The following is a 13,746-nucleotide window of genomic DNA, read 5'->3' on the forward strand; positions in this document are numbered from 1 at the left end:
TTTATAGTAGAGGGAGATGATGCAATGCAATTTAATATACACGAATTAAAAGCAAAAGCAGGAAAACCTATAACCCTTACACTTAAACATGTGGGCAAAGCAAGTGTTAAAGATATGGGACATAATATAGTAATTATAAAACCGGGTACCAATTTTAATGATTTTGCAAATCGAGCAGCTAAGGATGCGGCTGATGATTATATTCCTAAAAATGATCCGTCAATTGTTGCCCATACCAAATTGTTAGGAGGAGGTGAACAAGATACGATAACCTTTACAATTAATGAAAAAGGAACTTACGAATATTTATGTACATTTCCCGCGCATAGTGCGACAATGAGAGGTAAACTTATCGTAGAATAAATTTTTAACTTTTAAAATAAAAAAAACAGGAATATACTTCCTGTTTTATTATTTTATGTAAAAATTAAATCTATTTAATTTTTGGCGCTTGTAAATAAAAATTATGGGCCGTTTTTAATATATATTCCTCATTTATATCCGAATAGTCTATGCAGCTGACTTGAGAATTTACATCGTCATTATATAATTGGCGATACACATTGGATCGAACAAATGGATAATATTTTCCTTTTTTAACTAATAGCATTAACACCGTTAATAAATCTTTATCATTTTTATCTGTTGAATTATAAAAATCAACAAGAAATGGTATGGACTCAATAGCATTAATTTCCAATAAAGCTTTTTTAAAGTTGAGACCCATATATTGATTTTTTAAAGAGGTTTCACGTATAAATTCTTGAATATTTTTTCGATATTGTTTTAAAAACTTTTTTTGTCTTGCACTCCATTTGGGATCATTAACCGAAGTAGGCAGCTTTCCGAAAATTTTATTTTCCTCATAGATCGCTAGGGAACCTATATCTTCGCTTGAAGATTTAATTTCGGGATAAACCATAGTATAGGTAAATTTTTCTTTAATTGTCAATTTATCAAAATCTTTTTCCGATAAGTACCTATCATTATATTCATTTGATTCAGTATCATTGATTGATGATAATTTTGAAATCAACTTTTCAATTTTTGATAAATTATAAGATGGTATTGAATTTTTTAAACGTTCTTCTTGATTTATACTTTTTATATTAGTTGAATCAATCGAAATGTTATTTTCAGTTTCTTGAGCAATATAAATATTAAAAATCAATAGAATAATAAGTAAAAATTTTTCTCTCATAAGCGCATATAATATTAGTTTTTTTCATAATAGTAATCAGTGTTACATTAAAAAGCAATATAAAACGCTCGAAACATTTTATATAAAAACTCGCTTTTAATAGTAATGTTTTAGAGTAAATCTTATGGATACTGATATATTCTCTCAAATACTTTGCAATATAAACAATAATTTATCATAAATAGCAATTTATTTTCATAAAATAGAATAATATTTGTCATATAATTAGCATTTTGAAATGAAAAATTAATAATATATAAATATTCAATTTATATTTTTTATATAAAAAAAATCATTTACAAAATTTTATAATATATAAAAATGATTTTTACTGCTACAATTCTTTTTTAAATTTTAAAAACTAAATATTTGATATAGAATATATAACTATATCAAATAAAATAAGTAAATAACATAAAAAGGAGAATGATATCAATAATATTTGATTTCATTCTCCTTTTTGGTATGTTAAGTGAATATATTTATGATTCAATTATTAATTCTTCAATAAAATACAATGTTCAATATATTATTTAAATTTTATTTATAATGGCTTGAACAGAGTACTTGAAAAAATGTAATAATAAGAATTATTTTAAATTAGATTTAATGATATTTTGTGATCTTTCAGGACCTACAGAAACTAAATATATCTGAACTCCAAGAAAATTTTCAATAAATTCTAAATATTTTTTAGCTAAAATAGGTAATTCTTCATAAGAGGTAACCTTTGAGATATCTTCTTTCCAACCGTCTAAATCTTGATAAATAACTTTATAATTTGCTAATTCTTCAATAGTAGACGGGAAAATATCAGTTATAGTTCCTTCAGGCGTTTTATAGGCGGTTCCCACTTTAATTTTATCAAAATCACTTAATACATCCAATTTGGTTATTACTAAATGCGTAATCCCATTAATCATGCATGAATAGCGTAAGGCTACTAAGTCTAACCAACCGCAACGACGTGGGCGTCCGGTTGATGCCCCATATTCATTACCTATTTTACGTATAAGTTCTCCTGTTTCGTTTTCCAATTCTGTAGGAAAAGCCCCGTTACCAACTCGTGTACAATAAGCTTTAGATACTCCTATTAAATTTTTTAAACTGGTCGGTGGAACCCCTGCTCCTACGGTTGTGCCTCCGGTAGTGGGAGACGATGAGGTTACATAAGGATAGGTTCCGAAATCTATATCTAGCATAAGTGCCTGAGCACCTTCAAACAAAACATTTTTATCTTCTTTTATCGCATGATTAATTTCGTATTCTGAATCTATAATGCGATTTTTAAGTTTTTTTCCAAATTCAAGATATTTTGTGTATATATCATCAAATTTTAATGGTTCTTTGTTAAACAGCTTTTCAAATAAAACATTTTTAACATTAAGATTTTCCTTTATTTTAGTTTTTAAAACTTCAGGATTTAATAAATCAATGGCTCTGATCCCTGTTCTTGAAATTTTATCTTCATAACAAGGTCCTATCCCTCTTTTGGTTGTTCCAATTTGAGAACTTCCTGCAAATTCTTCTCTATAGGTATCAAGTAAAATATGATACGGCATAATGATATGAGCCCTGCTGCTGATAAAAACATGATCGGTATTTAAGCCTCTTTTTTCAATTTGTTCTATTTCATTGAAAAAAGCTTCAGGATTTACTACCACCCCATTTCCTATGATACATTTTCCTTTACATTGAAGAACTCCGGAAGGCAAAAGATGTAATACAAATTTATCTTCTCCTACGTATACTGTATGTCCTGCATTATTTCCTCCTTGATAGCGTACTACATAATCTGATTTTTCCGCTAAAACGTCTGTAATTTTTCCTTTTCCTTCGTCGCCCCATTGTAAGCCGACAACAACATATGTTGACATATATAGTTTAATTTATAATAGTTTTATTATTTTATAGAAATTACTTAAAAAAGCAACTCTTTTTGCAAAATTAATTGATTAATATTAATCGCTGCTATTTTACTTAAAAAGTATTTGACTTTTTATTACCATATATTAAAATATGAGCTTATTAAAATTAATTTATTTAAGTATCTTACGGATCATTATTTATTTAATGATGGTATATCTGCAAAAAAATTACTCCTCTTTTAACAAGCTCATAAAAGAAATTTTATTTTACCGGAATGTTTTTAAGAATTTCCAGTAAGAAATCCCAAAATTTTTGAACCGATGATATACTAACTCTTTCTTTAGGAGAGTGGGCTCCTTTAATAGTTGGCCCGAATGAAATCATATCCATTGATGGATATTTTTCACCAATAATTCCACATTCCAATCCTGCATGACAAGCCTGAACAGAAGGTTTCTCCCCGTATTTTTTTTCATAAATACTTTCCGCCAGTTTTAATATTTCTGAAGAAGGATTTGGCTTCCATCCGGGATATGAACCGGTTAATTCAACTTTCATTCCTCCTAACTGTAATGCAGCTTCAAGTGACGTTGCTACCCACATTTTGGAACTTTCAACTGATGATCGCGTTAGACATTGTATTTCAGCCTTTCCTTTTTCCAATTTTACTCTTGCAATATTGTTTGAGGCTTCAACTAATCCTTCGATATCCTGACTCATTCGAAATACTCCGTTGGGAGCAGCTTGTAGACTTGAGATAAATTTTTTACTGTCTTCAACGCTCAATCCTTTTTTTACATGATCTATCTGAGAAAGCTGAATAGTCAGATTACTATCTATACTACTAAATTCTGATTTGATCTCTAAATATAGTTGATTAAATTGTTCTTGTAATTTGTTTTCAAATTCAGAGGATATTGAAAATATAGCAGAAGCTTCTCTAGGTATAGCATTTCTCAAGCCTCCTCCGTCAAAAGAAATCAATTGAATATTAAATTTTAAAAAATCATATAAAAAACGGTTTAATATCTTATTAGAATTACCTAAACCTTTATGAATTTCCATTCCGGAATGACCTCCATGTAAACCGGACAAATTAATTCGGTAAGTTTTAGAATTTTTATTGATTTCTTTTTCTTCATAATTTGCTTTCGCTGTAACATCAATTCCTCCCGCACAACCTATATCAATTTCATCGTCTTCTTCTGTATCCAAATTAAGCAAAATATCTCCTGATAATATATCTTTACTTAATTCAAATGCTCCGGTTAAACCGGTTTCTTCGTCAATGGTAAATAAAGCTTCAATAGCCGGATGTTCAATATCTTTTGAAGATAAAACACTCATTATGGCAGCAACTCCTATTCCGTTGTCTGCCCCTAAGGTTGTACCTAATGCATGAACCCAATCTCCTTCATAAGTCATTTGTATTCCTTGAGTTTCAAAATTAAAATCAACATCATTATTTTTTTGGCAGACCATGTCCAAATGGGATTGTAAAACCACCTTTTTTCTATTTTCATATCCCGGGGTTGCCGGTTTTTTTATTACCACATTTCCACAGATATCTTCAATAGTTTCTAAATGTAAAGATGCTCCAAAGTCTTTAATAAATTTAATAACTTTTTCTTCTTTTTTAGAAGGTCTTGGTACGGAATTCAAATCCGCAAAATGATTCCATATAGACTCGGGTTTCAATTTCTTAATAGTGTTGTTATTCATATCTTATCTTATTAAGAGGAATTTTTTATTGAACAAATTTCGTTTTTTTTAAATAATATGATTTAAGTTTTAATGTTTGTTACTAAGTATTATAAAAAAATATATTTATATGTTATCTTATTTTTAGTTTAATTATTTTTTTGTAGTATCTCCACAATATATCTTACAGGTTTTCAATTTTTCTTTGAAGTATTATATATAAGTTTTAATCTATAAAAAAACTATCATATTAATTTATATGTGCAAAATTAACATTATTATAAATATGAAAATATAATTTGACTGTTTTACTTTCCAGCTATTTCTTTTACTAAACCTTGAACCAATTTTAAGTTTACTAAAAAAATATACATAAAATCAATTAATATATTGAAAGAAAATATATTTTTTTTAAAATACTATTTTTTAATATCAAAATATAATTTTAAATATTTTTTTAGCATAATTTATTTTTTTTAATTAAAAATTTAATATATTAGCTAAATAATTCTATTACAATATAAAACAATAATAAATATACAAAAAAAGATATAGTTATTATTAAAAAATATATGAATTTTATTCAAATTAATTAATTTATTAAAAAAATAATTTTTAATATTAAAATATATAAATATGTCATCATTTTCAGCTAAATTAGAATTGGATGGAGAAAATTATACAGTATTAGAATGCGATTATTTCTTCCACAAAAAAAAAGATAGTACTTCAAAACCAACAGGAGAAACCTCAGGCGGACAAATAAACTTAAGTATAGAAAGCAACGGAAAAACTGATTTTGTTGACTGGGTTTTATCACAAGACAATACTAAAGATGGTAAAATCATTTTTTTTCGACGAGATGGAATGGGTAGACTTTATACTGTTGAATTTGAAAAAGCCTATTGTATAGATTTCAAAGAAACCTTCAATTCAACGGGCTCTTCTCCTATGAAAATAGATTTTACTATAGTAGCACGTACACTAAAGTTCAATTCTAAGACAATTTATGAAAAAAACTGGAAGCTATCCCTATAAATAATCAAATTAATTCCAAAAAATCATCCTATGAATATACATTATAGCAATACATTAGGTGAATCCTTTCAAACCTATGCCAACGTCAGTATTGATGGAGTGGAAATATCACGAGAAAATCATATTCAAGTGAAAATTGTGCAAAAGTTACTAACCCATAATTATTTTGAGTTTTTATGTCCGAGTGAAGCCTTTGCTGAAAAAAATAGCTATCCACTTACCAATACCCAAAAACTGCATTATGCTTCCTTTTCCGTACAATTAATTCGCTTTAATCAAACTATGGCGATATTTGAAGGTATAATTACCGGAGTGAAATATCTTTCTCAGGATGGATATCCATATATACTTTTAACAGGAGAAGCTGCAACGAATCTTATGGATCAGAATATAAACTGCCAAACCTTTATTAATAATACTTTGAAGGAAATTGTAACAAAAGTTACCAGTAAATATAATGATAATCGCTTACAGGTACTTATATCCCCCGAAACTACAGAGATCCTACCCTATACAGTATGTTACAATGAAACCGATTTTCAGTTTTTAAAACGATTAGCTAAACGGTATGGTGAATACATGTATCATAATGGTGAATATTTTGTTTTTGGTAAAGGCAATCAAAAAAGAGTTGAAATTTGCGAAGGAGAAGATTTTCAAGAATATTCCTTAAACGTAATCAGTAAACCTCAAAATTTTATCCGTGAACGTTATGATTTACGCAGAGATGTTGTTTTAAAACAAGAATCAACTGAACTTTCGTATCCCGATCAAAAAAATCTATTTCATTTTAAATCAGTTCGTGCATCAGAAAAAAACTCTATACAACCTCTATCGGGTTATTCTTCTCCAGATTTATTCTATGGAGATGCTCAACAATTAGAAAGAGCCGTAGAACGAAAAAAACTTAGTCATGAATCAACCATTTTAGCCACTGCTATAACCGATAACCCTCGTCTTCGTCTAGGCGATACGATGCAAATGAAAACATGGACTAAAGAAAAAAATAAACTTGAACCCGTTGAAAGTTACCGTATAACGGAAATCGAACACAGCTTTACTGATAAAGGATATACTAATCGTTGTCAAGGAATACCATTCGAACAAAGATTTACTCCTTATTTAGATGAAAATGCCTTTCCGCATATTGATAGTCAAATTGCGATAGTGGTAGACAATAACGATCCCGAATCTTTAAACCGACTAAAAATTCGGTTTTATTGGCAAAAAGAACATGAAAGTACCTTGTGGATTCCTTTAATACAAGGGCATTCGGGGGCAGGACAAGGAGCGCATGTGATCCCAGAAATTGGACATAAGGTATGGGTGGATTTTTTTGGTCACAATGCCGAAGCACCTATCGTATTAGGTAGTCTATATAGTGGAAATCAGAAAAGCGGATTTCATACTAAAAATAATGATCTGAAAGTATTTCAAACCCGAAGCGGAACTAAACGTATTGTCAATGATGAAGAAGGCAGCATAAAAGAAGAAGATGCAGCAGGAAGCTTTATAAAGTTTGAAGGCGACGGTAATGTTACTTTGAACGTTGTAAAAAATCTCTTCATAAAAGTAGGTGAAAACATGAATGTTTTAGTACAAAATGATAAAACTGAACGTATAAATCATAACACTAATTATTATTCAAAAAATTTGAGCAATAGTATAGATGATAATAAGTCTGAAAGGATAGGAAATTATTATTATCAAGAATCTGGAAATGCCAATATTCAAACATTAAAAGGCAGTTTACTGATGAGAGGAACAACACTATCTGTCTTACAAGGTGGGGATGATGTAAAAATCAGTAAAGGCTAATAAATAAAAAATATAATGGATAAAGAAAAGAAATTTTCATTTTTAGCTGAAGAATCTGAAACAGGCTTATGGGCAAATTTTCAAGAATCAACCCTAAGTATGCAAAGTCAGGGTCAACATATTCAAAGTCAAAATAAAAAAGTAGATGCCACCCAGAAAGAAGAGATTGCTAATAAATTAAGAGCAGAAAATGACAAGTTACTAAAGGAAGGACTGCCCGAAGAAAAACGAGAAATGGTAATTAATGGCGCAACTTTGTATTGTCCGTACGCACAGTCAGAAGGAAAACTAAAGGTTACTTCTAACGAAATATTATTACAAGATCGCATCTGTGCTACAGAAGGCGACGGAAATAATATGATTAATCTGAAATTTTCAGGAATTTGTAATCATCCCAAATGGGGTAAAAAAAAACCAGCTTGTCAAAGTGTAATCAACTTATCGCCATGGCAAAATTTAGGTAAGACATTAGTTCAAGAGCAAAGAGTTTTAGTAAAAGAATCTTACATATGTTGTAACCCATACCCAAACAAGGCAGTTGCAAAACCCATTCCTACAGTGAAAAAAATAACTGTAACTGGTTGTGATAGAAATGTAATTATCAGATACAATAATGGAAATTATGGAAATTGTGAATTTTATAAATTTAGATATGAAGATTTTATGAGACGTCACAGTTTATGCAATCATATGCCTCCGGTTTATTATTTTGGAGAAATGCGAGAAATCAGTGAATATGATTTTATTAATACTGCTAAAGAGTGGTTGACAAAAAGTTTAACCGAAGAGATGGACAAAATGGTAATCTCAGAAGTTAAGAAAAATGGGAGTTCATATAAACCTGTTCCCGCTACCAGTTACGGATATAAATATTGCGTGCGCTTCTCTAAAGTCTTAATGCCAACTTTGACCCAAAGAGGTCAACGGTGGTTAATAAAAGCAAGATTAAAGTTGCAAGAATATATGGAACAAGGAGTGATTAATAAATCTTATAGAGCTAATTATGATACGATATTACCAGAAAGATTAAATAAATGGGAAAATAATTTTAACAAAAAATTTGAACCATCCGAAAATGAAAAAAGGAAATTTAGAGATAATATAGTTGAATTGGATAAAATTCGTGCTAAAAAATTAGAAAAATATTATACTGATATAGAGTTAGATAATGACCGATTTCAAGAATTTGCTTTTGCCACTCATCCCGATGCGTATAATCCTAAGGAAATGAAAAAATTACCGGCAGATGATTTAATAAAAATAATATTAACTCCCGATCTGAAAGAGTGGTTAGGTAGGGATACATGGAGGCAGGCTCTTATTATGGCTCGAAATTTAGATTATCAATCAATTAGAAGTGACACGATGCAAAAACTGTTTAAAAAATATATTTTAAAGGATGATAAGTTTGAATAAAAAAATACTGATAACAGTTTTAGTAAGCTTTGCTTTATTAAGCTGTAACCCCGTTAAACAAGGAAATATGAAATGGATAGCCAAATACGATTTTAATCAATTATACCAATTAACCGATCAAGCAACTGTCTTAGACCCAATGTCTGCTTTTCGTTTTAAAGATTTTATAGCCCCTAATGAAAACACCATTATTTTGATTGGAAATAAAGATCTTAATGCCTTTGATTCAATCCAAAGTGGATATCAAGGAGTCTTACTTGTATCGAAAGATCGGGGCAAAAGTTATCAAGAGTTAACGCTTTCCGAACAAAATGTATTATGGTTAAACCCTAGTAATGATTATTCATTATTTGAAACACAAAGTGTTTTACCCGATAACACTAAAAAAAATTTCACGTATCTTTTAGATAATAATAGCTTAAAAATAGTTAAAATAGATGAATATTTATATGTAGATGATATCAGTTATATAAAATTTAATGGAAAATATGTTATTTATTCTAATAAAGGCGAACTAAAACTGATTAATCTTTTTAATCGAGAAGAAGAATATCCTTTACCAAGCAATCTAAACAGCCTTTCTTATCGATTAACTTCTGATAATACGTTATTTATTCTTGATTCCAATAAACTGATTCGATACGATCCGAAAAACAATACGCAAAAAATCATTCAGCAATTTAACGATAATTATGATTTGTTGGATTATGATAATGGTGAATATTTCTTAATTAAATTCAATATGCCTTTAGGTGGTGGTTCTTATTATAACAATAAAGAAGAACTTTTATATACTTTTGAGGGAGATAGTAAACATAGATACTATGAATATAAAAACTTTATATGCGACTATACATTGGTATCATCTATTTACCCGTCGATCCGATATTCGTATGATTATGGACATAGTTGGTATAAGTATGAGTTAAAAGGCATGTTTATTGCCTCTGAACCTGTCGGATTTTATAAAGATAAGTTTATCATGTTAGATGCTACTTTTTATGATAAAAATGAGAGTGATGACGGAGGTGGAAGGCTTTTTATTGCTGAATTTGAAAAATAAAAGTCTTATGGAAACAAGTAAAGAAATTTACCTTTTTATCCAAAAATATAACTAAATACATGCAGAAATCTAAAATAATTTTAGGATCGTTTCCAATCACAACACAAAGATTTTACGACTTTCAAAAAGAAGAGTTGATCCGTATTAATGGTATCGAAGAACGTGAGGTACAAACTGCACTCATATACTGCACCTGCTGTTCTACACAAGAGCTTTTTAAAGTACGTTGGGAAACGTTTAAGAATCAATATTGGAGTACTCGTATGTCGGAAACTGATAAGATATTACATAAGAAATTAGATCTTATTACTTCCGATTTGCAAATTATAATCTCATCACAAGGCACTCTGCACGACCTTACGAACTTTAACGAAGTCCAAATGAAAGCAAAATTAATTTTAGATCAACTATCTAAAAAATACACAGACAATACAGATTTTTTGGAATATAGAAATTTATATACTGATAAACAACGGGTTTTACTCACCCTTAATTACTACCCTGCTATTTCCTTATATTTACCGCTTGCTCATGAACAAGATCCTATCGTTAGGAATACACAATTGATACCCAATACCATTTTTTATATACATGAAACGTTGCAAAAAAATTCAACTAATATCCAAATAAACGGTAGTTTACACCAAACGCCCGACCTTGACGGATTACGTAAACTTTTTGCGTTGAAAGGTATTAAAATCTCATCCGAAAAGGCTCTTCCTTGCTTAGAACAATATCAAGGAAACTATAATCTTACTTCATCAGGCACGGTAAAGGATGCTTCCTTTGACATTCATTTTACCTTTGGAAAACACTATGAAAAAAAAATAAACTATCAACTTAAAACTTTACGCCATGAGGAAATATAAACAATTAAAACATGCCGTACAATTACAAAAACAGTTGGATCGTAAATACGGCACGAGCCGTTTTCATGCTGCTTTAATTATAGCTCTGTTTTTCTGCCTCTTTTTCACCTCGTGCAGCAGTTCACAAGCTGCAAGTTCTTCTTCCAGTACCCAAACAAGTACCAGCACCGGTCAATCTCAAAGTGGAAGTACAAATGTTAGCATTATCCAAACAGGGCAAACCGTTAGTGTTAACCCAGTTAACCCACCAAACGATGGGTTAAAAAGGATATACAGTGTATATTTTGCGAAAAAAAAAGTACAAAAAAATGAAGTATCATTTGACCCCATAGATTCACTACATCCTCAACGAGACGGAGGAAATAATTTGCTAACGTATGATTCTATTTTAGGAAAAACGGTTTATTTAGTAATTGAAACCCGAAATTTGACAGTTAATGAGTCCATTAAAGTTCAATTACAAAGTAAAGCACTCACAGGAAACTCCGAAGTACTCGAAGTCATGCAGTTTAATGAATCTCGTCAATACGTGTCAGCTCGAAATATCACGGCTGTGGTAGGTAATACTAATGCCTTACATAATAATAACGGTAGTTGTCCTTATACCAACTTAGCCGATCATTCTCACCGTGCCATTGTGAAATTGCAACTGCGCCCTAGCACCCGTCCCGCTTTTGATAATTGGGCAAACCGTTTGAAAGATGCCAATGGTACGATAAAAGTGTCGGTACAACTAGAAAAAGATAAATGTGCGTATGGTAACGACAACAAAGAGAGAAGCAAAGGGGGGCTTTTTTTATCAACCGATAAGCAACAATTTAGAGTAGTAAATAGACATTTTCTAGAAATTTATCACAAAGATAATTTATTTAATTTTTTACCGATAAGAACCTTACCCAATACCAGAAAGCCGATAGGTGAACTAAATAACAGCGTTAACTCTAAGGTTTGTTATTTTTATTATGATAAAAATGATAACGAACATTTTGTGTGTGAGTCCAAGAAAATAACTATAAAATCAAAAATAAGATCAATTAATATTCCAAAGGATGAAGATAAAGGAAATCTTATTGATACCATTGATCATTCAAAAAATATAAATGCTGGAGAAATAATTCATGCGCAAACTCTTGAAATATATGAGAATGGTACACTAGGTACTCCAAGTAGATATGCTCATGGTAAAATTTGGTATAAAAACAAAGAAAATGATGTAGAACTGGTTTTTGCCGATATTCTTGAAGATCCGGGCATAGGTAGTGAAGCTTTTAGAGCTTTAAATTATGAAAGTCCAGACGGTAGCTTTCTTATTACCTTTGCATTTCAAAATACAAGAAGGCGATACGCCAATCCGGCATTTTATGCAGCATTTTTGGGGGCTTTAGCTCAGTTAAATCAAACTAAATCAATGAGTAACATTTATATTAAAAGTGGTGGTTTTTCGTATAAAGATGGATCTTGTTATCCAAGTGCTGAACATGTTGATGGAATTGCTGTTGATACCATTTATTTGGAAAATCTTAAACAACAAAACGCATTTGTTAATTGCTTGAGAAACTATGGTTTGTTAAGACATGGTGTAGGGAAAAGCAATTGGTATCCAAAAATTAATCACTCAATTCAGATGGATGGACATGAAGATCATTTACATTCTTCTGTTTATAAAGCAAAGTATGTTAATTTTACTAGAGATTATGTTCATTCAATTATATAAGGAATTATTGTAATGAAAAAAAATTATCTTTTACTTTTAGTTATTTTTCTATGTTCTTGTCAAGGCATAAAATCTCAGGATTTTTCAGATTCGAAAAAGAAGAATTCAATTCCCGTAATTACTTTACCTTTCGGAACTAAAGAGTTAATTGACGTCCAATTCCCAGCAAATTGGAAAACATACGATTATCCAAGCAATACATGGTATAAAACACCTATAGATTTAGCTTATAATAATTCAGATTTATTTTACGATGTTTACAAAAATAAAAATCGAGATTTAAAACCTACCGATAGTATTACTTATACTTATACTAATGCTAATATGCCTAATATCTATTATGATTACTTTTTTCCTTATCAGTTTATAAAAAAACAAACAGATATACTTTACAATTTTGAAGAAATTTTATATCCATTATGGAAAATTAATTTGTCAAACAACCAATCTCTAATAATGCTTTTTAGTCAAGGTTATAGTGATCAAATTGAACCATATACAATTTACTTCCAAAAAATGCAATTAATGGTTGTAGATAATCACGGAAACAAATTAGATTCAATGAATGCTTATCTGGATACTAATAGGGGATACGATCTTAAAACAAAACGCCTGTATATTGACAGAAAAGGAATTATTCATATTAAATACTTTGATTATGATGTTGAAGACGTCAACTTTTTTCGTTATGAAAAATTTCAAATTTCGCCTGAAGGCAAATTTATTCGATATTACGACCAAAACGGATTTTTCCAAAATGAAGAAGAACAAGGGTTAGTCGAAAATCATACCCGTGAAGGTTTGTGGATTGAGATGAAGCCGAATGGTTATTATACTTATCCTCTCGGTTATACTTATCTTGAAGCAAATTACCAAAAAGGATTACCGATTGGAATTTGGAAGTTTTATAAATTAGATTATCAAAAGAAACCTGACAGTTCTATCGATCTATCTTCTGGTAAAAAAGGCAAACTTTTGTACACAGAAACCTATAAAGACGGTGAGCTTGTCGAACGCAAATTTGTGGATAAAGAAATTGATGAATTGAAGTAACGAT

11 protein-coding genes are annotated in these 13,746 nt (G+C 30.0%); 8 read left to right on the forward strand and 3 right to left on the reverse strand.

Going from position 1 to position 13,746, the window contains the following annotated elements:
• Positions 1–24: 24 nt before the first annotated feature.
• Positions 25–363, forward strand: a complete 339-nt coding sequence (locus tag GFV01_RS10150; protein ID WP_255448944.1) for a plastocyanin/azurin family copper-binding protein — start codon at positions 25–27, stop codon at positions 361–363.
• A gap of 70 nt (positions 364–433) precedes the next feature.
• Here the strand turns inward: GFV01_RS10150 and GFV01_RS04855 are convergent, their stop codons facing one another.
• The 3 genes from GFV01_RS04855 to GFV01_RS04865 form a co-directional block, all read right to left on the reverse strand.
• Positions 434–1,201, reverse strand: a complete 768-nt coding sequence (locus GFV01_RS04855; RefSeq protein ID WP_160565249.1) for a hypothetical protein — start codon at positions 1,199–1,201, stop codon at positions 434–436.
• A gap of 590 nt (positions 1,202–1,791) precedes the next feature.
• On the reverse strand, positions 1,792–3,078 hold the full coding sequence (locus tag GFV01_RS04860) for an adenylosuccinate synthase (protein WP_160565251.1): 1,287 nt from the start codon (positions 3,076–3,078) through the stop codon (positions 1,792–1,794).
• Between the two features lie 253 nt (positions 3,079–3,331).
• Positions 3,332–4,792, reverse strand: a complete 1,461-nt coding sequence (locus tag GFV01_RS04865) for an aminoacyl-histidine dipeptidase (RefSeq protein WP_160565253.1) — start codon at positions 4,790–4,792, stop codon at positions 3,332–3,334.
• Positions 4,793–5,407: 615 nt separating this feature from the next.
• Between GFV01_RS04865 and tssD the strand changes: the two genes are divergently transcribed.
• Genes tssD through GFV01_RS04900 form a run of 7 tightly spaced genes read left to right on the forward strand, consistent with a single transcriptional unit; the run spans position 5,408 to position 13,742 of the window.
• Positions 5,408–5,809, forward strand: coding sequence for a type VI secretion system tube protein TssD (tssD, locus tag GFV01_RS04870; protein WP_160565255.1), 402 nt, complete (start codon positions 5,408–5,410; stop codon positions 5,807–5,809).
• A 30-nt stretch (positions 5,810–5,839) separates the two neighbouring features.
• The gene (locus GFV01_RS04875; RefSeq protein WP_160565257.1) at positions 5,840–7,627 is read left to right on the forward strand and encodes a type VI secretion system Vgr family protein; all 1,788 of its coding nucleotides are present in this window, start codon (positions 5,840–5,842) and stop codon (positions 7,625–7,627) included.
• A 15-nt stretch (positions 7,628–7,642) separates the two neighbouring features.
• A complete protein-coding gene (locus tag GFV01_RS04880) occupies positions 7,643–9,043 on the forward strand; it encodes a PAAR-like protein (protein ID WP_160565259.1) in 1,401 nt (466 codons plus the stop codon).
• Entirely contained in the window at positions 9,036–10,106 is a 1,071-nt protein-coding gene (locus GFV01_RS04885; protein ID WP_160565261.1) for a hypothetical protein, read from the forward strand. The genes GFV01_RS04880 and GFV01_RS04885 overlap by 8 nt, the downstream gene beginning before the upstream one ends.
• 59 nt (positions 10,107–10,165) lie before the next feature.
• Positions 10,166–10,975 (forward strand): hypothetical protein, encoded by an 810-nt coding sequence (locus GFV01_RS04890; protein ID WP_160565263.1) that lies wholly within the window; start codon positions 10,166–10,168, stop codon positions 10,973–10,975.
• Positions 10,962–12,689: a hypothetical protein gene (locus tag GFV01_RS04895; RefSeq protein WP_160565265.1), complete on the forward strand. Its 1,728-nt coding sequence runs from the start codon at positions 10,962–10,964 to the stop codon at positions 12,687–12,689. Before GFV01_RS04890 ends, GFV01_RS04895 begins: the two co-directional genes overlap by 14 nt.
• Before the next feature lie 12 nt (positions 12,690–12,701).
• Positions 12,702–13,742, forward strand: coding sequence for a hypothetical protein (locus GFV01_RS04900; RefSeq protein ID WP_160565267.1), 1,041 nt, complete (start codon positions 12,702–12,704; stop codon positions 13,740–13,742).
• Positions 13,743–13,746 lie beyond the last annotated feature (4 nt).

The organism is Apibacter sp. B2912 (assembly GCF_009827835.1).
Classification (GTDB): Bacteria; Bacteroidota; Bacteroidia; order Flavobacteriales; family Weeksellaceae; genus Apibacter.